This is a genomic window from Glutamicibacter sp. NPDC090743 (genome assembly GCF_044769125.1).
GTDB lineage: Bacteria > Actinomycetota > Actinomycetes > Actinomycetales > Micrococcaceae > Glutamicibacter.
In genome coordinates this window covers 247,651-269,810 of record NZ_JBIVXE010000005.1, presented here as the reverse complement: position 1 = coordinate 269,810, position 22,160 = coordinate 247,651, and the positions used below count along the sequence as shown (strand labels likewise).

The following is a 22,160-nucleotide window of genomic DNA, read 5'->3' as shown; positions in this document are numbered from 1 at the left end:
ACGAAACACAAAGTCTCTAATGTAAATATTGTTGCGAGGCACTGGCCTGGCTGATCTTGCAAAGTTCAGTGAGCGAATACGCGGGAGACTTGCCGAGCTCTGCCTGCAACGGGCACGCTGGGAACATGGAATCCCTGTTCGACGACAGTGCACTGCCCCGTACCGGGGGAGCCTTGCGCCCAGGAGCCTGGCACTTGCCGGGGTGGCTGGACGCGCCCGCGCAGCAGTGGATCGTCCGGCGCTTCTTCGAATGGGGCAGCGGGCCTGTTCCGCCGCACCGCACAGCCGTCAACGGCCATCCAATGAGCGTGCAGAGCTTGTGCCTGGGGTGGCATTGGAGCCCGAACCGCTACTCCAAGACCGCTGACGACCTGGACGGGCAATCAGTGGCGCCCATGGAAGACTGGCTGGTCCGCTTGGGCAAGCAGGCGGTCGTAGAAGCTACTGGTGACCTGCAGCGCGCGCAGGACTACCAGCCCGATGCGGCTATCGTGAACTACTACGACGTGCAGGCCGCCATGGGCATGCACCAGGATGCGCAAGAGCGCATCAACGCCCCCGTGGTTTCGCTGTCCATCGGCGATTCGGCAACATTCCGCCTGGGCAATACCGAGAACCGCAACCGGCCATGGCAAGAGATCCGGCTGGCTTCGGGGGACCTGTTCGTCTTCGACGGCCCCTCACGCTTCGCCTATCACGGGGTGAGCAAGATCCATGCCGGGACCGCGCCTGCAGGCCTGGGCCTTGGCGGCGGACGCATTAACATCACGCTGCGCCAGACCGGGCTGGAAGCGAACTAGTTCCCCAGGTCGATCGTGGCAGAGAGCGCGTAATGATCGGAATCGGCGATTTCCAGCCGCTCCAGGCCTGCTGATTCGACGCCGCGCAGCATCACATGATCGATGCCGAGCATCGGGAACAGGGACCGCGGCCAGGTCAGGGCCAAGCCCCAGTCGCTGTAGTGGGCTTCCTCCAGCTGGTTAGCGACCGGCGCGAAGTGGCGGTCGGAGCTGGTGGCGTTGAAGTCTCCGGCGGCAACGATCCTCGGAGAATCGTCATCGGCGAGGTAGCCGGCCAAGGAAGCAAGCATCATGTCCCGCTCGTGATGGCCGGTAGGCCTGGCCGACGCCGCATGCACAGCGTACAGGCGGACATCCCCTTTTTCGCTGGCCACGTCCACCCGCAACGCGCGGTCCCAACCCAGGCCCAGATCCAGGGGCTCTGGATTCTTCAGCGGATAGGCGCTCCACACGCCTACGGTGCTGACCATGTAGCTGTAAGGGTGGGATTGGGCGAGCTCGGCGGTGATTTCCGGCTCCTGGCCTTCACCGATTTCCTGCAGGGTGATGACCTGCGCGCCGTTGGCTGCCAATTCGCGGGCAGCCTGCACGCCCGCAGACTCGTGGACGTTTTGCGTGGCAACCAGCAAGGAAGCTTCTGGTGCGCGCCGGTCCGAAGGCAGGAACGCCGGCCCGAAGAGCACAGCCCAAACAACGACCGGTACGAGCAGGCCGATGAAGCTGATGCGTCCGCGCACCACCAAGGCCATCAGCAAGAGCACTGGAATTCCGAGGCCCATCCACGGGGCCAGGTTATCGACGATCAATCCGAGACCCAGGACATCGGGGATCTGCTGGTGGAACACCATTAGCCCGGCCAGCGCGAGACAGAGCATGACAAAGAAGAACCTCGCGATTATTCGCGAGGTCGACAGGCGATGGTGCGATGAATGAGGCATAGGACTTAATACAGTGGCACAAAATACTGTGGGATTCGTAATTTTCCGCTCGGGGATTGCCACTGTCGCCCGATGCAGTCACTACGATGGATAAGAGCGCCGAGGGAGCCGCTTCCCAAGACCCTGCCATGAATTGAGAAATTGAATGACTGCCTATGTATCTGGCGGAAAACTACTGCTGGCAATTATTGCCTTGGCCATGGGCGGCGTCGGCATCGGTGTCACGGAGTTTGCCATGATGGGCTTGCTCCAGGAAGGCGCCGCTGATCTGGAAGTGGGCTATGCGCAGATGGGCCTGATGATCAGCGCCTACGCAATCGGCGTGGTGGTGGGCGCCCCGGTGCTCACTGCGCTGGCTGCCAAGATCCCGCGCAAGCGTGCGGTGCAGCTGCTGATTCTCTTCTTCACGCTCGCCAACCTCTCCTCATTCTTCGCTCCGGACTACAACACCATGCTGGTGACCCGCTTCCTTGCAGGCCTGCCGCATGGGGCCTACTTCGGGCTGGCCGGGGTGCTTGCCGGCAGCCTGGTTCCGGCCACAATGCGCGGACGCGCCATTGCCTGGGTGATGCTCGGGCTTTCGGTGGCCAACGTTGCCGGTGTCCCGTTGGTGACCCGGCTCGGCCAGGAATACGGCTGGCGTTCGATGTTCCTGATCGTCACTGCGATCGGCGTGTTGACCGCTGTGCTGATTAGCTTGTTCGTCCCATGGCGCAAGACCGATGCCGGGGCGAGCATCCGCCGCGAGCTGACCGCCTTGAAGAGTGCCCAGGTGTGGCTGGCGATGCTCACCGGCATTGTCGGCTTCGGCGGATTCTTCGCGGTGTACTCGTACATTTCGCCCACGCTGACCGAAGAAGCAGGACTGTCAATTGAGCTGGTGCCGCTGGCTTTGGCGCTCTATGGCGTAGGCATGGTCGTTGGTTCGCTGGCCGGTGGCAGGCTTGCCGACTGGTCGATCTTCGGCGCGATCAAGCTTTCTTCCGTTTTCATGATCGCCACCATGCTGATTTTCGCTGCCGTGACGAGCTGGGTGGTTCCGACGATGATCATGGTCTTCGTGATGGGCGCGGTGGGTTCCTTGCTGATCCCTGCGTTGCAGACGCTGCTGATGGATTCGGCCCCGCATGCGCAGTCGCTGGCTGCCTCGCTGAACCACTCGGCGCTGAATGTTGCCAACGCGCTGGGCGCCGCCCTGGGTGCCGCGGTGATTGCCGCCGGTTACGGCTTCCGCGCCCCATCTGTGGTCGGCGCTGGCCTGGCCGCCTTGGGCCTGCTGATCGCGTGGATCACCCAGATCCGCGCGAAGAAGGTGGGCCTGCTCGTAGGCCGCGAAGCTTTGGAAGCCCGCGAGCAGGCGCGCACCCACTAGCGCTTCGGCTAGCTGGTCACCGCGGTGATGTTGAACATCCAGACCACGCCGAACTTGTCGCGCAGCTCGCCAAAGGAGTCGCCCCACGGGGCCCGCTCCAATGGCATGTTGATCTGGCCGCCTTCGCCCAATCCTTCCCACCACCGGGTCAGGGTCTCCGCGTCGGCTCCGGCCGTCCCGTCGCTGCTTAGCGCGATCACGCCATTGCCCCGGACGTCCATTTCAGGCGGGGTGTCCGAGGCCATGAAGTGCAGGCCGCGTTCAACGAATAGCGAGGAGTGCATAATCTGGTCGGCAACGGCCGGATTATTGTCATTCATGCCTTCTTGGAAGGTCATCATGGAAAGCTCGCCACCGAGTACCTGGTGGTAGAACTCCATAGCTTCTTTGGCGTCTCCGGCGAAACGCAGGTATGGGGTCAGTCCGATGGTCATGGGATTGCGCCTTTCGAAGGAATGGGTGGGGCCGGCAGGTCCCGACCCATATTCTTCCACTTGGGGAGCACCGTGTGAATAGAGGATTGTGACCAGCGTCTCGAACAGCCGATTTGGAGTTTTCGGCAGTGCTCCGGTAAAGTTTTATCTCGGTTCAGGGGTTCTACAAGCCACTGGAATCACCTCGTTTGGGGGTATGGCGCAGTTGGTAGCGCGTCTGCATGGCATGCAGAAGGTCAGGGGTTCGAATCCCCTTACCTCCACCAAATAGAAAAAAACCGGGAAACATCAGAAATGATGTTTCCCGGTTTTTTGCATTCTCCCAAGTTCCCAACAGGCCATGCTGTAGGGTTGGCTCAACTTCCCAGACGATTCCGTCTTCGAGCCAAGGGAGAATCAATGAGAGAACTAACCTACTTCGTTGCAGTGAGCTTGGACGGGTACATTGCCGGTCCTCACGGCGAATTCGATGCATTCGCGGTGGCTGGCGACCATGCGGCGCCCATCTGGGACCGCTACCGCGGCACCGCGCCGACCCAGCTGGCAGAGTCGGCTGGACTGCCTATCGAGGGGTGCCCTTTCGATACGGTGCTGATGGGATGGAATACCTACGCTGTCGGCTTGCCAGCACTGCCTAGCCCGTACTCGCATCTGAGACAGATTGTTTTCACGCGCGAGCACTCTTCACCTCCAGGAAGCCAAGAGGTGCAGTTCAGCAGTGCGGATCCGCGAGAGGTCATCGGGGAACTCAAATCCCAACCGGGTGACGGCATCTGGCTGTGCGGCGGAGGGCAATTGGCCGCCAGGCTCCGGCCGGACATCGACAGGTTGGCCCTGAAGGTGCAGCCGGTGATGTTCGGGTCGGGTATCAGGCTCTTCGGGGACACAGGGTATGCCCCGGATCGCTGGAGGCTGGAGAACATGCAGGCTTTTGCCTCCGGAGTCTGTCTTGCCGAGTACTCGCGCGTCTAGTGGACGTTGGAGGCGGCTACATACCTTCGTCTCCGATATGACCCGCAGCTGTCGCATCGAGCACACGCTCAACGAACGCCGCATATTCGCCCATGTAGTGGGCCAAGAACTTCTCAGTGTCCGGGTTGCTGATGCTCCCGTCCTCGCCGAAGTCTTCGGGACGGTACTGCAGGTAGACCTCGGGGGAGTTCAGCTGCGGGGCATCCAGGAAGCTGAGGACGCTGCGCATGCTGGACTGCATGACCGCAGTGCCGATGGCTCCGACCGAAGCGCCGAGCAGGCCCGTGGGCTTACGGGCGAAAGAGTTGGAGCCCCAGGGCCTCGAACCCCAGTCGATGGCATTTTTCAGCGCACCGGGAATTGAACGGTTGTACTCCGGGCTGATGAATAGCAGGCCGTCCGAAGCCTCGATGGCGGACTTGAGCGCGGTCCCGGCTTCGGGATAATTGTCATCGTAGTCAGCGCTATACAAGGGCAGATCGCTGATCGGGATTTCCGTGAAACTGAGGTTTTCAGGTGCTAGGGCTATCAGGGCCTTGGACAGGACGCGGTTGATGGAGTTCGTGGCGAGCGAACCGACGAAATAGCCGATGTTGTAATCCATGGAACCACTTCAGCACCGGGGCGAGGGGTGGCAAAAGGCACTCGGGCAAACTCCCAGCTAAGCCAGTCCGCCTGGTTGACCGCGCTGGGTAATCTGCTGCGAGCCGAAGGCTGAGAAGTCGGCTTTGCGTGGCGGGGCCTAAAGCGTGAGCACGCGCAGGCCAGTGCCGCCGGTATTGCGCAGGCCGTGGTCCGCTCCGGCGTCGGCCAGTATGCTGCCACCGGGACCGAGCTCGTTATCGTGCTCGCCGACCCGCATCAGCGCCCGACCCTCTCGCACTTGGTAGAACTCCTGGGAAGCACTCTCGCCCTCGTGGCGATGGAAGCCCTCGAATCCGCCTGGCTCGATCACCCAGGTCTGGATGGCTACTGGCATCCCGGTATGCCCGGCGAAGTGGTGGCTGACTTTCATAGCTGACCCTTCGTGCATACCGTAGTCGAAGGCATGGGCATCGCGCGCTTCAAACGGGTCCATGGCTAACTTTCCGCCTGGTATCCCAGCCTGGTGCTGATTCGCCTTGCTGCGGTGCGGGTGCTGGAGCAGAGCTGCTCCAGCTCATCGGCGCCGATGCGGTAGAACGGAGCGGCAGTCATGGCGCAGGCTACGAGTTCACCGCGGTGGTCGAGGATGCCTGCGGCCACTCCGACCTCCTCGGCGGAAGTCTCGCCGTAGTTGACCGCGTAGCCGCGCTCGCGCACAAGATTCAGACGTGCTTGGTATTCGGTGGGGGCTGTGCCTGCAAGATCGATCTCTCCACTGGAGATCAGCTCCGCGCGGCGTACTGGATCCTCATTGGCGAGGAATACCTGCACGGTAGCGCTCAGTCCCGAACGGTAACGCGACCCCATGACCGAAGTGTGCTTGACCAGGTGGGTAGAAGGCAGTTGTTCGACCGAAATCGACTCGTTGCCGTCCCAGATATTCAGTACAGCGGTCTCGCCGGTCGCTTCACGAAGATCTTCCAGAAGAGGGTAAGCCACCTGCCGCACATCCAGGTTCGCAAGCAATGGACCGGCAATGGCAATCAGGCCGACACCCAAGCGGTACTTGCGGGTTTCCTCGTCTCTATCCACAACGCGTTCCTGCTCAAGGGTGGCCAGAATGCGCGAGACGCTGGATTTGTGGAGACCAACCTGATCTGCGATTTCGGTGACGCCGACTAACGGGCGCTCAACGGTGAAGCAACGGAGCACATCGAGCACGTTGACAATCACCGAGGCGCCTCGGGTTTCGCTGCGAATTTCAGTCATTTCCCCTCCTGAGTTGCTACTATCCTACGGCTCAAACCAATGGTTTACGGCTGGTTTCGACCGAGCAGGCCACCGCCACCAGCGAAATCACTGCTGCGCCCATCAAGTACCAGCCGGGGGCAAGGACGTTGCCGCTAGTGGCAATCAGTAATGTGGCCACGAATGGCGCGGTTCCGCCAAACAATGCATTTGAGAGGTTGAACGACACTGCGAAGCCGGAATAGCGGACCTTGGTGGGGAACATTTCCGCGAGATAGCTCGGAAGGGTGCCGTCGTTGAGCGTGAGCATCGCGCCGAGCAGGATCTGGACCAAGACAATGACCAGGAAGTTTCCTGATTCCAAAGCCATGAAGGCAGGAACGGTGAACAGGATGAACAGAATCGATGCGCTGATCAAGATGCGCTTGCGTCCGAAACGATCCGAAAGCATGCCCGTGATAAAGATGAAACCGACGTAGGTCAACAGCGCAACGGTCGTTGCCAGGTAGGAACGGGTGGCGTCCAGTCCGAGCTCTTCGGATAGATAGGTCGGCATGTAGGAAAGGATGACATAGAACCCCACGGCGTTCAGCAGCACCGCACCCGCAGCCTGGACCAGCTGGCGCCAGTGGTTCTTCAGCAACGACCCGACCGGGGATCCCTCAGGAGTGGAGGACTCGGACGCTTCAAGGAAAGCTGGCGAATCCTCCAGCTTGGTGCGGATATAGCGGCCAATGAGCCCCATGGGCGCGGCCAGCAAGAACGGTATGCGCCATCCCCAGGACTCCAGATCCCCGGTTGACAGCAACACGGTCAGCCCGGCGGCCATCAGTGAGCCGAAGAGCAGGCCGGTGGCAGTGCTCGCCGGAACCACTGCCGCGTACAGGCCGCGCCGGTTGGCCGGCGCGTACTCGACCAGGAAGGCGGAGGCGCCGGCATACTCGCCGGCGGCAGAGAAGCCCTGGACCAGACGCAGGGCCAGGAGCAGCAGGGGCGCGCCAAAACCGATGGATGCGTAGCCGGGGAGCAGCGCTATGCAGAAGGTGGCACCGGTCATCAGCAGGATCGACCACGACAGGGCTTCACGCCGGCCGATCTTGTCGCCCAGATGCCCCCAAATGAACCCGCCTACAGGACGGACCAGGAACGAGATGGCGAATACCCCGAAAGTCATCAGCAGACCAGCTTGGGGGTCGTCGCTGGGGAAGAATACGGCGGCGATTGTGACGGCGAAGTAGCCGTAGGCCGCGTAGTCGAACCATTCCACGAAGTTGCCGATGAAGCTGGCAGCGATCACCTTGCGGCGGGTCTTCGCGTCAATGGTGCGGGACTGGGACACGCAGGGGGCCGCTGCGGCCGTGGTTCCGGTGGGAGCTTGCAGTGGGGAATTGCTGGAATGGTTCATGGGGTGAAACCGCCTCTGGAGGGCAACGGCTTTGGCCAGTCCTGGCTTTGATGCCGCTGGAATGATGAAGTGTTTCGACAGACCGGTGGGTGGTCTTCGGTTCTAGGCACAGCCCCCTGCTTGCTGCGCCCCAGATGGCTAAAGCAGCCGTGGGGCAGGGTATTGGGCCCTGCCCCACGGTGATCGGTTGCGCTTACGCGTCGATGATGTTGTTCTCCGGGCCGAAGCCGAACTTGGTGATGTTCTCGACTCCGCCATCCTCGCCGATCACGAGGATGTCGTGCTCGCGGTAGCCGCCGGCACCTGGCTCGCCATCGGCGACGGTGATCATTGGCTCCATCGAAACGACCATGCCCGGCTCCAAGACGGTGTCGATGTCTTCGCGCAGTTCCAGGCCTGCTTCGCGGCCGTAGTAGTGCGAGAGGACGCCGAAGGAGTGGCCGTAGCCGAAGGTGCGGTTCGGCAGCAAGTTGTGCGAGATGAAGATTTCGTTCAGCTCTGCGGCGATGTCCTTGCAGACTGCGCCCGGCTTGATCAGTTCCAGGCCCCGCTTGTGGACCTCGACGTTGACGTTCCACAGTTCCAAGCTGCGTGCATCTGGCTCACCGAGGAACAAGGTGCGCTCCAGCGCGGTGTAGTAGCCCGAGGTCATCGGGAAGCAGTTCAGCGAGAGGATGTCCCCGCGCTGAAGCTTGCGGGTGGTGGCCCAGTTGTGGGCGCCGTCGGTGTTGATCCCGGACTGGAACCAGACCCAGGTGTCGCGCACTTCGCGGTGCGGGAAGGTCTTGGCAATCTCGTGCACCATGGCTTCGGTTCCGATCAACGCTACTTCGTATTCGCTGATGCCTTCGCGGATCGCTGCCTTGATGGCTTCGCCGCCCAGGTCGCCGATGCGTGCACCGTGCTTGATGACCTCGATTTCCTCGGCGGACTTGATCATGCGCTGGCGCATGGCATCCTGGGAGACGTCTACCAGTGCGGCACCGTCGAAGGCGGCGGCGATCTTCTCGCGGGTCAGGCCCGGCAGGAAGTCGTCTTCCACGCCGATGCGCGAGGCCTTCACTCCATCGCGCTTGAGTGCTTCCTGCAGGCCGTAGAAGAAGTTGTCGCGCTTCCAGTCGGTGTACACGATGTTCTCGCCGTAGCTGGTGCGCCATGGCATGCCGGCGTCGATGTTCGCGGTGACGGTGGTGGAGTTGGTCTGGGTGACCACCAGCGCGTACTTGCGACCGAAGGTGGTGTACAGGAAGTCCGAGTAGTACTTGATGCCGTGGTAGCTGGTCAGGATGACTGCGTCCAGGGACTTGGCTGCCATGATCTGGCGCAGGCCGGCCAGGCGGCGTTCGAACTCCGCATCCGAGAAGGTCAGCTGCTGCTTGGATCCGTTGTGCAGGGTCTTCAGGCGGGCCAGTTCGGAAACGTTCGTGGCGATGTTGGCGGTAGTCATGGTTGTGGCTCCTTGTAAGAAATCAAGTGTCAAGGCAGGCCGGCCCAATCAGATGGATTGCGAGGATTCATGGGAATCGCCGGAGAAGAAAGTTACGTGTTGCGCTCACTGCAACGCCGTTGCAATTAGACTATGTGTGCTCTGCGTCACTGTCAAGGGAGAATCCAAAAACTTTTCACTTTTACCGAAAAACTCCAATTGACTTAGTGGTATGCAATACAGGTGCGGAGATGATGAAGGCCGCGCAATTGAATATGACCAGTTGCGCGGCCTTCATGCTCGATGCTTCCCAGAGCCTAGTTGTGGCTTCCCTGGTCCGGCTCCGTCTTGCGGATGGCGCCTTCTCCACTGGGATCCGGAACGAAGACGAGGTTCGGGTCCGGATTATTGATGTCCTTCTCCAGCTGCTTGATGGCCTTATCGCGCTTGAGCAGCCGGCGGATGAGGTTGATGATCATCAAGATGATCACGAACGAGAACGGGAAGGCCCCGATGATGGTACCGGTTTGCACGGTATCCACCACCGCGGTTCCGCCCATGGTCAGCAGCACAGTGGTCACGGTGGCCACCGAGAGCACCAGGACCACGCGGAAGACCGGGCCGGACTTGCCTGGCGCCGAGACGAACTCGCTCAGTGCATAGATGCCCGAATCCAGCGAGGTGACGTAGTAGGTGGCCACCAGGATGGTGGAGACCACCAACAGGATCGTGCCAACCACCGGCAGCGAATCAAGCATCACGAACAAGCCCGAAGAGGTGTCTTCGGCCACCGCGGCGCTGACGCCGCGATCGGTCTGGTCATCGTAGTAGATGGCGGCGGAGCCGATGACGGCAACCCAGACCATCACGATCAGCGAAGGGATGATGGTCACGCCCAGCACGAATTCGCGAATGGTGCGGCCTCGGGAGATGCGTGCGATGAAGCCGGCCACGAATGGCGAGAAGGCGATAACCCAGCACCAGATGAAGACCGTCCACCAGCCATTCCAAGAATCCTGCCAGCTGTCCAAAGTCGTGGCCGCCAGGCCGGAATCGGTCCACAGGCTCATATTCGCGAAGTTCGTGAAGAAGCTGCCGAAAGTCTGGGACATGTTCGAGATGATGTACAGCGACGGTCCGAAGATCAGCACCGCGGCAACCAGCGCGATACTCAAGATCGAGTTCAGCCCGCTGATGCGGGCCATACCCTTGTTGATGCCGACAATCGCGGAGATCGAGGTGATGCCGGCGAAGATCAAGATAACCATCAGCCACATCATCGGGCTGGCAGTCAGGCCAGTAAAGGAAGTCAGACCCGAAGAGAACTGCATGGCGGCGAAGCCGAAGGAGGTGGCCAGGCCGAGCACGGTAGCGATGATGGCCAGCAGTTCAACAATCACGCCGGCGCCGCGGCGGGACCAGCGGGGCAGGATGTCCACGGTGGCTTCGCGGAAGGTCAAGGTCTTGCCCAGATTGTGGTGCGAGTAGGCCAGGCAGACGGCTACGGCGCAGTACATGGCCCAGGCGGTCAGGCCCCAGTGGAAGTAGGTCCAGACGATGGCGCCTTCTTCTCCGCCGCCGCCCGGCATTGCCGGAATGACCGGGTTTTCATCGCGCAGCATGATCGGTTCGGCCACGGACCAGAAGATCAACCCGATGCCCTGGCCGCAAGCGAAGAGCATGGAGTACCAGGCGAACTTGCTGTGCTGAGGTTTGGCATTCGGACCGCCCAAGCGGATCTTGCCCACCCGGCTCATCGAGAGCCAGATGCACACCACGACGGTGAAGACCGAGTACAAGATGAAGAGCCAGGTGAATTTCCCGGTGACGAAGGTGCGCATTTCGGAAATGGCAGCCGAGGCGGCTTCAGGATTCGAGAGCACCCAAATCATCACGGCGACAATCAGTACTGGCGGGATCGCCCGGATCAGCAGGCGATCAATCGGAGGGATATGCCGTCCCATGAAGCGTGGAACTTCAACTTGCTGTGGGGAGGAGTCTGAAGGCTTGGATGCTTTCAAGGACTTTTTCCTGTCTTGGGATGTTGAATTATCCACCGACATGTTAATTCACCTCTATATTTACATCGCCAAGAAGCAGCTCGCCTTTGAGCGCTTGGGCAACTTGGTCTGTGACGGTTTCGAAAAGTAGTTGGCCGCGTTCGGCGGTTGCTCCCTTGGCGGATGACAAGCAGCCGCTGTCCGGGGTGCGCGCGGGGTCTTCGGGGAAGATGTCGTAGGCGGTGAGCTTGGCTGGCGGGTGGTCGATGACCCGGTCCATGTCCACCAGCTGCGGGTGCAGCAGGAGCATGAGCGAGGTTTCCAGGATGCCGCCGTGCTCGATATCCCAGCCGAGGAATCCGTCGGGGAAGACCTTGGCCAGGGTGTTCTCGTCGACGAAGTCCCAGTACGAAAGCAGGATGGCGCGGGCGGTGGAACCGGCGGTGCGTGTTTTGGCCACGGCGTTATCTACACCCTCGTAGAGGAACTGGTAATTCTCGAAGTGCCCGTTGAGCAGCACCACCTTGTCGAATCCCTGGGAGATGAATGAAGTGACGACATCTTCGACCATCAGGCTCAGCGATGTGCCTCCCAGGCTCGTCGTGCCTACGCGGTGGTTGCCGCCGCCCGAGCGCGGCTGCGACTTGTAGCCGTAGCAAAGAGCTGGAGCAACCAGCGCGCCGGTGAGCTGGGCGACAGCTTCTGCGATGGAGCGGGAAAGCATGGCGTCGACGCCCAATGGCATGTGCGGACCATGCTGTTCGGTTGCGCCCGCAGGAATGATGATGGTGGATCCGGTACGCGCTACGTGCTCGGCGTAGGTCTGGGCATCGAGTTCGTCGATGAATACTGAGTGCATGGATTTCTCCTGGACCCGTGGGGCCCTTGAGGCCGCAGGCGGGGATGATTCTGTATCGGAATACAGTTGCAAGATCTGCAACACTGTTGCAGTGAATCATTTCAGTGGCTCACATCACAGTCAATACCCGTGGTGAAAAACTTTCGAATGGCCGAACTGCGGGCACTCGTAACGGTGCTTCAGACTGAGGAATCCAGCCGGAGAAATCAGTGGTTTAGCGTGACGGCGACCCGAAAAAACTTCTGTTCAAGCGCGTAGCGCCCTCGTGGCTGGCTGGATTCCGCGGCGGCGTCCCTGTTTTATGCAGGCGGAGGTGGGCACCGCCAGTGTGTAGCGAGACAAAGTGAAACAGTTGGCAATGCGCGGGCTGCTCCATATTGTTGGTGGCCAGCTCGGCGGGCAGTGGGGCGCCTAGAGGACGGCGCGAACCGACTTCTGGAAATGCACGATATGTTCTAGGGCCAGCTGGCGCGCTACTGGCGCATCCCCGTCCAGAATGGCCTGCAAGAGCGAGACATGCTCGGCGATATGCTCGTCCACGCTGGGCAGTCGATCCAGTGCCATGCACCAGATGCGCGTGGCCAAGTTATCCAAGCGGATTAGTGTCTCTTCTAAGTGGTGGTTGCCGGCGGCCTGGTAGATCAGCCGGTGCACTTCGAGGTCATTTTCCATCAGGGTGCGGCGCAGATTCTCTCCGGAGAGCTGGCTGACTGCTTCCAAGGTGGCTTCGATGCCGGCGCGGGCGGTTCCTCCGCGCAGGGTTGCGGCCTTAGCCGCTGCCAGTGGTTCAAGGACCTGGCGGATTTCGGTGATATCAGCTAATTCGGTGATATCCACGCGGGTGGCGAAGGTGCCGCGGCGCGGGTAGGACTGCACCAGATGGTCTACTTCAAGGCGCTTGAGTGCTTCGCGCAGGGGAGTGCGTCCCACTCCTAAGTCATCGACTAGTCCGGCTTCGTTGATCGGGTCGCCGGGGGCGATGTCCATCATGATCAGCCGGTCTCGCAGCACCTGGTAGGCGCGTTCGGCCATGGACTCGGTGCCTGCTGCAAGCTGCGTCGTGGTTGTCATCCCGCCTCCAATTTCCTTGCTCCATTCTGCACGATTGTTACGCGCTGAAGTAATTTCGGGTAACCCATTGACCGGGCTGTGATTTCCATCATACAGTGAGTTGCAGATTGATATATCAGTTGTCGACAATTCATACATTTAGGGATGGGTAATGGCACACGCTACGACTCTTGCTGCAGATTCACTGACTGCAGACCTCGCACACCTCGACCCGGAGGTGGCGCAGCGTATCGACGCTGAGCTGGCTCGCCAGCAGCGCGGTCTGGAAATGATCGCGTCGGAGAACCACACCGCGCAGGCAGTGATGCAGGCGCAGGGTTCGGTACTGACCAACAAGTACGCCGAAGGCTACCCGGGCCGCCGTTACTACGGCGGGTGCGAAGAGGTTGACGTGATTGAGACGTTGGCTATCGAGCGCATCAAGGAATTGTTCGGTGCGAAGTTCGCTAATGTGCAGCCTCACTCCGGTGCTCAGGCTAATGCGTCGGTGTACCACGCGTTGGTCCGCCCGGGCGATACCGTGCTGGGTTTGAACCTGGCTCATGGTGGTCACTTGACCCATGGCATGAAGCTGAACTTCTCGGGCCGCTTGTTCAACATCGTTCCTTACGGTGTGGACGAGGCCACTTATGAAGTGGACATGGACGAGGTGGAGCGTCTTGCTGTGGAGAACCAGCCGAAGATGATTGTTGCTGGCTGGTCGGCTTACCCACGCCAGTTGGACTTCAAGCGTTTCCGCGAGATTGCTGACAAGGTCGGCGCGTACTTGTTCGTGGATATGGCTCACTTCGCTGGCCTGGTGGCTGCGGGGTTGCATCCGTCGCCGGTGCCTCATGCGCATGTGGTGACGTCGACTACGCATAAGACTCTTGCTGGTCCTCGTGGCGGCATTATCCTCTCGAATGATGCTGAGATTGCGAAGAAGCTGAATTCTGCGGTGTTCCCTGGTCAGCAGGGTGGTCCGTTGGAGCATGTGATTGCTGGCAAGGCTGTGGCTTTCAAGATTGCTGCATCCCAGGAGTTCAAGGAGCGCCAGGCGCGTACTTTGGCTGGGGCGAAGATTCTTGCTGAGCGTTTGACCCGGGCTGATGTGTCGGCTCAGGGCATTAGCGTTCTGACTGGTGGCACTGATGTGCATTTGGTGTTGGTTGATCTGCGTGAGTCGGAGCTTGATGGGCAGCAGGCTGAGGATTTGTTGGCTCAGGTGGAGATTACGGTGAACCGTAATTCGGTGCCGTTTGATCCTCGTCCGCCGATGGTGACTTCGGGTTTGCGTATTGGTACTCCTGCGTTGGCTACTCGTGGTTTCTCTGAGGCTGCGTTTGCTGAGGTTGCGGAGATCATTGCGCAGACGTTGATCGCCGGCGCCCAAGGCAACACCGAAAAACTTCCCGAACTCAAACAGCGCGTACTGGACCTGGCCCAGGCCCATCCGCTCTACCCGAACCTGAAGAAGATTGGAGAATAGCCATGGCTGATCTGCTGCCTGAGCACCCAGAATTCCTCTGGGCAAACCCGGAACCGAAGAAATCCTATGACGCCATCATCGTTGGCGGCGGCGGCCACGGCCTGGCCACCGCATACTTCCTGGCCAAGAACCACGGCATCACTAACGTCGCCGTCTTGGAAAAGGGCTGGCTGGCCGGTGGAAATATGGCCCGCAACACCACCATCATCCGCTCGAACTACCTCTGGGATGAGTCGGCCGGCATCTACGAAAAGTCGCTGAAGCTGTGGGAACAGCTGCCCGAGGACCTGGAATACGACTTCCTGTTCTCCCAGCGCGGCGTGCTGAACCTGGCCCACACCCTGGGAGATGTGCGCGAATCCGTGCGCCGCGTCGAAGCGAACAAGCTCAACGGCGTGGACGCCGAATGGCTGGACCCATCCCAGGTCAAGGAAGCCTGCCCGATCATCAATACCTCCGACGACATCCGCTACCCGGTCATGGGCGCCACCTGGCAGCCACGCGCCGGCATCGCCAAGCACGACCACGTAGCCTGGGCCTTCGCCCGCAAGGCCAACGAAATGGGCGTGGACATCATCCAGAACTGCGAAGTCACCGGCTTCATCAAGGATGGCGAGAAGGTCACCGGCGTGAAGACCACCCGCGGCACCATCCATGCCGGGAAGGTTGCGCTGGCCGGCGCAGGCCACTCCTCGGTGCTGGCAGAAATGGCCGGCTTCGAACTGCCGATCCAGTCCCACCCGCTGCAGGCTCTGGTTTCGGAACTCTTCGAACCGGTGCACCCGACAGTGGTCATGTCCAACCACATCCACGTCTACGTCTCCCAGGCCCACAAGGGTGAGCTGGTCATGGGCGCGGGCATCGACAGCTACAACGGCTACGGCCAGCGCGGTGCCTTCCACGTCATCCAGGAGCAGATGGCCGCGGCCGTGGAACTGTTCCCGATCTTCGCCCGGGCGCACGTGTTGCGCACCTGGGGCGGCATCGTGGACACCACCATGGACGCCTCGCCGATCATCTCCAAGACCCCGATCCAGAACCTGTACGTGAACTGCGGCTGGGGCACCGGCGGATTCAAGGGCACCCCGGGCGCCGGCTTCACCCTGGCGCACACCATCGCCAACGACGAGCCGCATGAGCTGAACAAGCCGTTCAGCCTCGAACGCTTCGAAACCGGCCACCTGATCGACGAACACGGCGCTGCCGCCGTCGCACACTAGGAGCAACCACCATGATGCTGATTGATTGCCCGAACTGCGGGCCACGAAATGAAAATGAATTCAAGTACGGGGGGGAAGCCCACGTGGCCTACCCCGCAGATCCCCACGCGCTGAGCGACAAGCAATGGTCCCGCTACCTGTTCTACCGCCAGAACAAGAAGGGCATCTTCGCCGAACGCTGGGTCCACGCCGCAGGCTGCCGCAAGTGGTTCAACGCTCTGCGCGACACCGTCACCTATGAATTCAAGGCCATCTACCCAGCCGGCGCACCACGTCCGGAAATCCACAGCGCCGAAGGAGGCACCCGATGAGCAAGCCACAACGCCTGAGCGCCGAGCAGAGCTCCCGCGCTCGCATCAACCGCGAGGAAGCACTTTCCCTCACCGTTGACGGGGCCAAGCTTTCCGCCTTCCGCGGCGACACCGTAGCCAGCGCACTGCTGGCCAATGGGGTGCGCAGGGCCGGCAACTCCCTGTACCTGGACCGCCCGCGCGGCATCTTCGCCGCCGGAGTGGAAGAGCCCAACGCGCTGGTTACCGTCAGTGCCCGCCACGAGCAGGACATCGATGAGTCGATGCTGCCAGCGACCACCGTTCCGGTCACCGAAGACTTGAACGCCACCTTGCTTTCGGGCCTGGGCGTACTGGATCCGACCAAGGATCCGGCCTACTACGACCACGTCCACGTGCACACCGATGTGCTCGTGGTCGGCGCCGGCCCGGCAGGCCTGGCCGCGGCCCGCGAAGCCTCGCGTTCCGGAGCCCGGGTGATGCTGCTCGATGAGCGCGCAGAAGCCGGAGGCACCTTGCTGGATACCGCCGGCGAGCAGATCGATGGCATGGACAGCAGCGCGTGGATCGAGCAGGTCACCAGCGAGCTGGCTGAAGCCGAGGAGACCACCCACCTGCAGCGCACCACCGTGTTCGGCTCCTACGATGCGAACTACCTGATCGCCGCGCAGCGCCGCACCGTGCACCTGGATGGCCCATCCGGCCCCGGCGTCTCCCGCGAACGCATCTGGCACATCCGTGCCAAGCAGGTAGTCCTGGCCACCGGCGCCCACGAACGTCCGATCGTCTTCGAGAACAACGACCGCCCGGGCATCATGCTCGCCGGCGCGGTGCGCAGCTACCTGAACCGCTACGGCGTACGTGCCGGAGCGAGGATCGCGGTAGCCACCACCAACGACTCGGCCTACGAGCTGGTGCGTGAACTGGCCGCCACCGGCGGAGTTGTTGCGGTCATCGATGCCCGCTCAAGCATTTCGGCCGCCGCCGCACAGGCTGTGGCTGACGGGGTCCAGGTCATCTCGGGCTCCGTAGTGGTGGACACCGAAGCCGATGAAAACGGCGAACTGTCGGCCATCGTGGTCGCAGAGCTCGATGAAGCACGCGAGCTGGGGGAAACCCAGCGCTTCGAAGCAGACGTGCTGGCCGTGGCCGGCGGCTTCAACCCGGTAGTGCACCTGCACTCCCAGCGCCAGGGCAAGCTGGATTGGGACACCACCATCCACGCCTTCGTCCCAGCCGATGCCGTGGCCAACCAGCACCTGGCCGGTGCGATGACCGGACGCCTCGATACCGCCAGCGCCCTGTCCACCGGCGCAGCTACCGGCGCCGCGGCAGCTACTGCCGCCGGCTTCGCCACCGTGGCCCGCACCCCGCAGGCCTTGGAAACCGCACTGGGCGAAACCCGGCCGGTCTGGCTGGTGCCGTCGGTCAGCGGCGATGACGCAGTGAACTACAAGTTCCACTTCGTTGACCTGCAGCGCGACCAAACCGTAGCCGACGTATTGCGCGCCACCGGCGCCGGCATGAAGTCGGTGGAGCACATCAAGCGGTACACCTCGATCTCCACGGCCAATGACCAGGGCAAGACCTCGGGCGTGGCAGCGATCGGCGTGATCGCCGCGGTACTGGGCATCGAGAACCCGGCGGCAATCGGCACCACCACCTTCCGCGCACCATATACGCCGGTGGCCTTCGCAGCCCTGGCCGGACGCAACCGCGGGGACCAGCTGGACCCGGCACGCATCACCGCAATGCACTCCTGGCACCTGTCCCACGGCGCCGAATTCGAAGACGTCGGACAGTGGAAGCGCCCGTGGTACTACCCGCAGGCCGGGGAAACCATGGACCAGGCCGTCTACCGCGAATCCAAGGCCGTACGCGACTCGGTGGGCATGCTCGACGCCACCACGCTGGGCAAGATCGAGATCCGCGGCAAGGACGCGGCAGAGTTCCTGAACCGCATCTACACCAACGGCTACACCAAGCTCAAGGTGGGCATGGGACGCTACGGAGTGATGTGCAAGGCCGACGGCATGATCTTCGATGACGGCGTGACCCTGCGCCTGGCCGAAGACCGCTTCTTGCTGCACACCACCACCGGCGGCGCCGCCGACGTGCTGGACTGGCTGGAGGAATGGCTGCAGACCGAATGGCCTGACCTCGACGTCACCTGCACCTCGGTAACCGAGCAGCTGGCCACCGTAGCCGTGGTGGGACCGCGTTCGCGCGATGTCATCGCCAAGCTGGCCTCCACTGTGGACGTGTCCAACGAGGGCTTCAAATTCATGGCCTTCAGGGACGTGGTGCTGGACTCCGGAATCGAAGCGCGCATCAGCCGCATTTCCTTCTCCGGCGAACTCGCCTTCGAAATCGCGGTCCCTGCCTGGCACGGGCTGCGCGTCTGGGAAGATGTGTACGCCGCCGGCGAGGAATTCAACATCACCCCGTACGGCACCGAAACCATGCACGTGCTGCGTGCCGAAAAGGGCTTCATCATCGTCGGCCAAGACACCGACGGTACGGTGACCCCGCAGGATGCCGGCATGGAATGGGTTGTTTCCAAGCTCAAGGACTTCATCGGCAACCGCTCCTACTCCCGGGCCGATAACGCCCGCGAGGACCGCAAGCAGCTGGTCTCGGTACTGCCGGTGGACAAGTCCCTGCGATTGCCAGAAGGCGCCGCGCTGGTGGCCTCGGATGCTCTGGCAACCGAAGGCATTACCTCGATGGAAGGCTGGGTCACCAGCTCCTACGATTCGCCGAATCTGGGCCGCACCTTCGGCCTGGCGCTGATCAAGAACGGGCGCAACCGCATCGGTGAAGTGCTCAAGACCCCGGTCGGCGACCAGCTGGTCGACGTCGTAGTCTCCGAAACCGTCCTCTATGACCCGGAAGGAAGCCGTCGAGATGGCTAACAACACCTTGATTGAAACCCCGCTGCGCCATTCACCAGCAGAACACCTGGATACGGTCATGGACGCAGCCAGCGTAGCCGGACGTGTGGAACTGCGCGAAATCGCGTTCACCACCCAGATCTCGCTGCGTTGCGCACCGGGCACGCAGGCCCATGCGGCATTGGCCGCGGCCACCGGCGCAGGCTTGCCAGCGAAGGTGGGCGAAGTTGCCGGCGAGGCACAAGGCACCGCGGTGCTATGGCTGGCTCCGGATGAATTCCTGGCCACCAGCGCGGAGAACACCGAACTGGGTGGCGTGCTCAGCGCGGCGCTGGGCGATGCACCGGGACAGGTCGTTGACCTCTCGGCTAACCGCAGCGTGCTGGAACTGACCGGACCGGATGCGCCGCTGGTGCTGCGCAAGAGCTGCCCGGCGGATCTGCACCCGCGTGCCTTTGCAGTGAACCAGGCGATTGTCACCTCGGTGGCGAACATCCCGGTATTGCTGTGGCGTACCGGCGAGCAGGCCTGGCGGATCATGCCTCGCGCATCGTTCACCGAGCACACCGTGCATTGGCTGGTTGATGCCATGTCCGAGTTCGCCTCGGAAGCAATGATCTAGCCCAGCTTCGCTAGAGCACCTTGAGCACAGTTCCGGCCCCGCCCTGATCTTTGGGGCGGGGCCGGAACTGGCCAAGAATGCAAAGGCAGGCTAAGCAATATTCTGTCCAGTTCATGGTGGTAGGCCGTATGCTCCGGCACCGTGCTACATAGGCCGTCCACTCACAGAAAAGAAGGACTCATGAGCGAGCAAATCCGTCACGTCTTGACCCTGCAATGCCCCGAAGGAATGGGGATCGTGAATGCGGTCACCGGATTCCTGGTTAAGCATGAACGCACCATCGTGGAACTCAAGCAGTTCGACGACATGAGCGCCGGACGCTTGTTCCTGCGCGTGGAATTCTCTGGGGAGGCCGAAGAGAATCTGCTGGCTGAGCTGCGCGAGGAATTCACCGCCATCGCCGCCAAATTCGAGATGGACTGGCAGCTGCGCGAACGCGGGCAGAAGACCAGGGTACTGATCATGGTCTCCAAGTACGACCACTGCCTCAATGACCTGCTTTTTCGCTCGCGCACCGGCGAACTGCCCATCGAGATCGTTGCGGTGGCCTCGAATCACGAAGACAGCCGCGACCTGGTCCAGTGGCATGGCATCGAATACCACCACATCCCGATCAGCAAGGAAACCAAACCGCAGGCCGAAGCGAAGCTGCTGGAACTGATTTCCCAGACCGGCGCCGAATTGGTAGTCCTGGCCCGCTACATGCAAGTTCTCTCAGACCATCTGGCCACGGAGCTGACCGGCAAGACCATCAACATCCACCACTCGTTCCTGCCCTCCTTCAAGGGCGCCAAGCCGTACCACCAGGCTTGGGAGCGCGGCGTGAAGACCGTGGGCGCGACTGCCCACTACGTGAACTCCGAGCTGGATGAAGGGCCGATCATCGCCCAGCAGGTCGTGGAAGTGGACCACACCTTCGGGCCATCGGAGCTGATCGCCGCCGGACGCGACTCCGAATGCAGGGCGCTGTCCAACGCGGTGCGCTGGCACTGCGAAGGCCGAGTCTTCCTCTACGGAAACCGCACGGTCATCCTGCGCTAGGCATCATCATCCAAGGCCCGGTATTGCTGCTGGGCATCAACCGATTCCACCGCCGATAAGCCGCGCAGCTTCTCGGCAACCTCCTCGCTGCCCTCGCCAATCACCTGGCCGAGGGCGGCGAGCACCTGCTTAACCTGCAATCCGCGGGACTGCAGTTCGCTGACCACCGGTTCCAGCGGGTGCTGGGTGGAAATGGTGATGACATAGACGTGCACTTCGGCGCCGGACATGCCGCTACGCTTCCTGTGAGGCCGGGGCCTGGACCAGCCCGGCTCCGGCATCCATGGCCGGCAGGGAGACATCTCGGGAAGTTGCCACCAGCTTGTCCCACAGCTGCTGGGAGCGCAGGCCGGTGGATTCGGCCAGCAGCGCTGCCACGCCGGCCACATGCGGGGTGGCCATGGACGTTCCGCTGATGGTGTTGTACCGCTTGGCGACGGGCCACGAAGAGTAGATGCCAACGCCGGGGCCTGCAATATCCACCTCGCCGCCCTCGGTGTCCAACGCCTGGGCCGAGAAGTCCGCCACGGCCAGCTTCGAGTCCAAAGCCGCTACGGCCATGATGTACGGGCTGTTGGCCGGTGCGCCGACGAATCCCGGGTTCCCGGCAGAGCGCTGTGCATTATTTCCGGCGGCCGCCACGATCAAGGAGCCCAGCTCCAAGGCGCGGCGTCCGGCAGTGACATAGGGCGGGTGCACAGTTCTCACGTCAGCACCCAGCGACATGGAGATGACCTCGCACTTGTTTTCCAGTGCCCAGTTGATGCCGGCCAGGATCGTGGAGTCCGAACCTGAGCCATCGGCGCCCAGCACCTTTCCAGCGAAGATATTGGCTTCCGAGGCGACCCCGTAGCCCGGACCCTGCTGCGGTTCGCGCGGACCGCAGGCGCTGCCGATGCAGTGGGTTCCATGTCCATGGCCGTCAGTGGCGTCCTCGCCTGCGACAAAGGACTTGGCGGTCACCGTGCGGCCTGCGAAGTCCGGATGCGCACTGTCAAAACCGGTATCCAAGACGGCCACGTTGATGCCCTTGCCGGTGTAGCCCGAAAGCGAAGCGCCTACGGCCTGCAGGCCCCAGGTGAATTGGCCGGTGTCCGCATAGGAGTCCGTGGCGGCCGGGGCATCGGGCAGGATCCGGTAAACCAGCTCGGGTACCACCGAGGCTGGCAGCTTGTGCCCGGCGCAGCGCTGGCGGAAGTCCTCAAGCTGGTCAGCCGAGCTGGTGACCACAGCGATGCCCAGCATCGGGAAGTACTCGGTACTGGAATAGCCCTGTTCAGCCAGTAGCTGCGGAAGTTCTGATTCGCGCTGGGCTGCTGCGATGCCCGGGGCTCCGGATTCCTGCCGGTCGAAGACCAAGACGTAGCGGTTGGGAATTTCGGCGACGGCTGCGTGACGGGTCTGGTTGCTGTACATGACGGGGCTCCTTGCTGGTTCCGAGAGGCTTTCATGCCAAGGCCTACGAGGTACCTCGCACTGTACCCGGTGGCATGGACAAACTGCCATGCCTGGCAA

General features: G+C 61.9%; 21 protein-coding genes and 1 tRNA gene. 10 read left to right on the top strand and 12 right to left on the bottom strand.

All coding sequences use genetic code 11. The annotated features are described in order from the left end of the window. Positions 1-125: 125 nt before the first annotated feature. Entirely contained in the window at positions 126-800 is a 675-nt protein-coding gene (locus tag ACIQTS_RS12160; RefSeq protein ID WP_402473530.1) for an alpha-ketoglutarate-dependent dioxygenase AlkB family protein, read from the top strand. On the opposite strand, the gene ACIQTS_RS12155 is transcribed toward ACIQTS_RS12160, so the two are convergent. After that, entirely contained in the window at positions 797-1,675 is an 879-nt protein-coding gene (locus ACIQTS_RS12155) for an endonuclease/exonuclease/phosphatase family protein (RefSeq protein ID WP_365943712.1), read from the bottom strand. The genes ACIQTS_RS12160 and ACIQTS_RS12155 overlap by 4 nt on opposite strands. A 208-nt stretch (positions 1,676-1,883) precedes the next feature. Here ACIQTS_RS12155 and ACIQTS_RS12150 point away from each other — a divergent pair, with 208 nt between their 5' ends. Beyond that, on the top strand, positions 1,884-3,110 hold the full coding sequence (locus ACIQTS_RS12150; RefSeq protein WP_402473529.1) for an MFS transporter: 1,227 nt from the start codon (positions 1,884-1,886) through the stop codon (positions 3,108-3,110). Positions 3,111-3,118: 8 nt separating this feature from the next. Here ACIQTS_RS12150 and ACIQTS_RS12145 read toward each other — a convergent pair whose 3' ends face one another. Then, on the bottom strand, positions 3,119-3,544 hold the full coding sequence (locus ACIQTS_RS12145; RefSeq protein ID WP_332731479.1) for a VOC family protein: 426 nt from the start codon (positions 3,542-3,544) through the stop codon (positions 3,119-3,121). Between the two features lie 190 nt (positions 3,545-3,734). On the opposite strand from ACIQTS_RS12145, the gene ACIQTS_RS12140 reads away from it, so the two are divergent. Beyond that, positions 3,735-3,810: transfer RNA gene (locus tag ACIQTS_RS12140), tRNA-Ala, on the top strand. 133 nt (positions 3,811-3,943) lie between these two features. Beyond that, positions 3,944-4,516: a dihydrofolate reductase family protein gene (locus ACIQTS_RS12135; RefSeq protein WP_402473528.1), complete on the top strand. Its 573-nt coding sequence runs from the start codon at positions 3,944-3,946 to the stop codon at positions 4,514-4,516. Between the two features lie 16 nt (positions 4,517-4,532). Here ACIQTS_RS12135 and ACIQTS_RS12130 read toward each other — a convergent pair whose 3' ends face one another. From ACIQTS_RS12130 to ACIQTS_RS12095, 8 genes are all read right to left on the bottom strand, one after another. Further along, positions 4,533-5,120, bottom strand: a complete 588-nt coding sequence (locus ACIQTS_RS12130; RefSeq protein ID WP_365943707.1) for an NADPH-dependent FMN reductase — start codon at positions 5,118-5,120, stop codon at positions 4,533-4,535. A 138-nt stretch (positions 5,121-5,258) separates the two neighbouring features. After that, on the bottom strand, positions 5,259-5,594 hold the full coding sequence (locus ACIQTS_RS12125) for a cupin domain-containing protein (RefSeq protein ID WP_402473527.1): 336 nt from the start codon (positions 5,592-5,594) through the stop codon (positions 5,259-5,261). A 2-nt stretch (positions 5,595-5,596) separates the two neighbouring features. Beyond that, positions 5,597-6,370, bottom strand: coding sequence for an IclR family transcriptional regulator (locus ACIQTS_RS12120; protein WP_365943705.1), 774 nt, complete (start codon positions 6,368-6,370; stop codon positions 5,597-5,599). Positions 6,371-6,401: 31 nt separating this feature from the next. Beyond that, positions 6,402-7,754, bottom strand: a complete 1,353-nt coding sequence (locus tag ACIQTS_RS12115; protein ID WP_402473526.1) for an MFS transporter — start codon at positions 7,752-7,754, stop codon at positions 6,402-6,404. A 193-nt stretch (positions 7,755-7,947) separates the two neighbouring features. Further along, positions 7,948-9,201: a M24 family metallopeptidase gene (locus tag ACIQTS_RS12110; RefSeq protein ID WP_402473525.1), complete on the bottom strand. Its 1,254-nt coding sequence runs from the start codon at positions 9,199-9,201 to the stop codon at positions 7,948-7,950. 296 nt (positions 9,202-9,497) lie between these two features. Further along, positions 9,498-11,144, bottom strand: coding sequence for a BCCT family transporter (locus ACIQTS_RS12105; RefSeq protein ID WP_402473614.1), 1,647 nt, complete (start codon positions 11,142-11,144; stop codon positions 9,498-9,500). Positions 11,145-11,244: 100 nt separating this feature from the next. After that, on the bottom strand, positions 11,245-12,039 hold the full coding sequence (locus ACIQTS_RS12100; RefSeq protein WP_402473524.1) for a creatininase: 795 nt from the start codon (positions 12,037-12,039) through the stop codon (positions 11,245-11,247). A 411-nt stretch (positions 12,040-12,450) separates the two neighbouring features. After that, on the bottom strand, positions 12,451-13,110 hold the full coding sequence (locus ACIQTS_RS12095; RefSeq protein WP_402473523.1) for a GntR family transcriptional regulator: 660 nt from the start codon (positions 13,108-13,110) through the stop codon (positions 12,451-12,453). 151 nt (positions 13,111-13,261) lie between these two features. On the opposite strand from ACIQTS_RS12095, the gene glyA reads away from it, so the two are divergent. From glyA to purU, 6 genes are all read left to right on the top strand, one after another. Then, complete coding sequence (gene glyA / locus ACIQTS_RS12090; RefSeq protein ID WP_134779506.1) at positions 13,262-14,578, top strand: serine hydroxymethyltransferase; 1,317 nt, start codon at positions 13,262-13,264, stop codon at positions 14,576-14,578. A 2-nt stretch (positions 14,579-14,580) separates the two neighbouring features. Beyond that, positions 14,581-15,798 carry a sarcosine oxidase subunit beta family protein gene (locus tag ACIQTS_RS12085; RefSeq protein WP_013350045.1) on the top strand — a complete coding sequence of 406 codons (1,218 nt, stop codon included), beginning with the start codon at positions 14,581-14,583 and terminating at the stop codon, positions 15,796-15,798. Between the two features lie 11 nt (positions 15,799-15,809). Continuing rightward, positions 15,810-16,109 carry a sarcosine oxidase subunit delta gene (locus ACIQTS_RS12080; protein WP_013350044.1) on the top strand — a complete coding sequence of 100 codons (300 nt, stop codon included), beginning with the start codon at positions 15,810-15,812 and terminating at the stop codon, positions 16,107-16,109. Continuing rightward, a complete protein-coding gene (locus ACIQTS_RS12075; protein ID WP_402473522.1) occupies positions 16,106-19,003 on the top strand; it encodes a sarcosine oxidase subunit alpha family protein in 2,898 nt (965 codons plus the stop codon). Before ACIQTS_RS12080 ends, ACIQTS_RS12075 begins: the two co-directional genes overlap by 4 nt. After that, positions 18,996-19,604 (top strand): sarcosine oxidase subunit gamma family protein, encoded by a 609-nt coding sequence (locus ACIQTS_RS12070; protein WP_365943697.1) that lies wholly within the window; start codon positions 18,996-18,998, stop codon positions 19,602-19,604. Before ACIQTS_RS12075 ends, ACIQTS_RS12070 begins: the two co-directional genes overlap by 8 nt. 180 nt (positions 19,605-19,784) lie before the next feature. After that, positions 19,785-20,645 carry a formyltetrahydrofolate deformylase gene (purU, locus tag ACIQTS_RS12065; RefSeq protein WP_193057963.1) on the top strand — a complete coding sequence of 287 codons (861 nt, stop codon included), beginning with the start codon at positions 19,785-19,787 and terminating at the stop codon, positions 20,643-20,645. Here the strand turns inward: purU and ACIQTS_RS12060 are convergent. Both ACIQTS_RS12060 and ACIQTS_RS12055 read right to left on the bottom strand, forming a co-directional pair. Further along, entirely contained in the window at positions 20,642-20,875 is a 234-nt protein-coding gene (locus ACIQTS_RS12060; protein ID WP_134779510.1) for a hypothetical protein, read from the bottom strand. The genes purU and ACIQTS_RS12060 overlap by 4 nt on opposite strands. Positions 20,876-20,879: 4 nt before the next feature. Then, on the bottom strand, positions 20,880-22,061 hold the full coding sequence (locus ACIQTS_RS12055) for a S8 family serine peptidase (RefSeq protein ID WP_402473521.1): 1,182 nt from the start codon (positions 22,059-22,061) through the stop codon (positions 20,880-20,882). Positions 22,062-22,160 lie beyond the last annotated feature (99 nt).

Excerpts from the sequence above, each read along its gene's own strand:
- ACIQTS_RS12160 (WP_402473530.1), top strand. The coding sequence starts at position 126 with ATGGAATCCCTGTTCGACGACAGTGCACTGCCCCGTACCGGGGGAGCC.
- ACIQTS_RS12155 (WP_365943712.1), bottom strand. The coding sequence starts at position 1,675 with ATGCTCTGTCTCGCGCTGGCCGGGCTAATGGTGTTCCACCAGCAGATC.
- ACIQTS_RS12150 (WP_402473529.1), top strand. The coding sequence starts at position 1,884 with ATGACTGCCTATGTATCTGGCGGAAAACTACTGCTGGCAATTATTGCC.
- ACIQTS_RS12145 (WP_332731479.1), bottom strand. The coding sequence starts at position 3,544 with ATGACCATCGGACTGACCCCATACCTGCGTTTCGCCGGAGACGCCAAA.
- ACIQTS_RS12135 (WP_402473528.1), top strand. The coding sequence starts at position 3,944 with ATGAGAGAACTAACCTACTTCGTTGCAGTGAGCTTGGACGGGTACATT.
- ACIQTS_RS12130 (WP_365943707.1), bottom strand. The coding sequence starts at position 5,120 with ATGGATTACAACATCGGCTATTTCGTCGGTTCGCTCGCCACGAACTCC.
- ACIQTS_RS12125 (WP_402473527.1), bottom strand. The coding sequence starts at position 5,594 with ATGGACCCGTTTGAAGCGCGCGATGCCCATGCCTTCGACTACGGTATG.
- ACIQTS_RS12120 (WP_365943705.1), bottom strand. The coding sequence starts at position 6,370 with ATGACTGAAATTCGCAGCGAAACCCGAGGCGCCTCGGTGATTGTCAAC.
- ACIQTS_RS12115 (WP_402473526.1), bottom strand. The coding sequence starts at position 7,754 with ATGAACCATTCCAGCAATTCCCCACTGCAAGCTCCCACCGGAACCACG.
- ACIQTS_RS12110 (WP_402473525.1), bottom strand. The coding sequence starts at position 9,201 with ATGACTACCGCCAACATCGCCACGAACGTTTCCGAACTGGCCCGCCTG.
- ACIQTS_RS12105 (WP_402473614.1), bottom strand. The coding sequence starts at position 11,144 with ATGGGACGGCATATCCCTCCGATTGATCGCCTGCTGATCCGGGCGATC.
- ACIQTS_RS12100 (WP_402473524.1), bottom strand. The coding sequence starts at position 12,039 with ATGCACTCAGTATTCATCGACGAACTCGATGCCCAGACCTACGCCGAG.
- ACIQTS_RS12095 (WP_402473523.1), bottom strand. The coding sequence starts at position 13,110 with ATGACAACCACGACGCAGCTTGCAGCAGGCACCGAGTCCATGGCCGAA.
- glyA (WP_134779506.1), top strand. The coding sequence starts at position 13,262 with ATGGCACACGCTACGACTCTTGCTGCAGATTCACTGACTGCAGACCTC.
- ACIQTS_RS12085 (WP_013350045.1), top strand. The coding sequence starts at position 14,581 with ATGGCTGATCTGCTGCCTGAGCACCCAGAATTCCTCTGGGCAAACCCG.
- ACIQTS_RS12080 (WP_013350044.1), top strand. The coding sequence starts at position 15,810 with ATGATGCTGATTGATTGCCCGAACTGCGGGCCACGAAATGAAAATGAA.
- ACIQTS_RS12075 (WP_402473522.1), top strand. The coding sequence starts at position 16,106 with ATGAGCAAGCCACAACGCCTGAGCGCCGAGCAGAGCTCCCGCGCTCGC.
- ACIQTS_RS12070 (WP_365943697.1), top strand. The coding sequence starts at position 18,996 with ATGGCTAACAACACCTTGATTGAAACCCCGCTGCGCCATTCACCAGCA.
- purU (WP_193057963.1), top strand. The coding sequence starts at position 19,785 with ATGAGCGAGCAAATCCGTCACGTCTTGACCCTGCAATGCCCCGAAGGA.
- ACIQTS_RS12060 (WP_134779510.1), bottom strand. The coding sequence starts at position 20,875 with ATGTCCGGCGCCGAAGTGCACGTCTATGTCATCACCATTTCCACCCAG.
- ACIQTS_RS12055 (WP_402473521.1), bottom strand. The coding sequence starts at position 22,061 with ATGTACAGCAACCAGACCCGTCACGCAGCCGTCGCCGAAATTCCCAAC.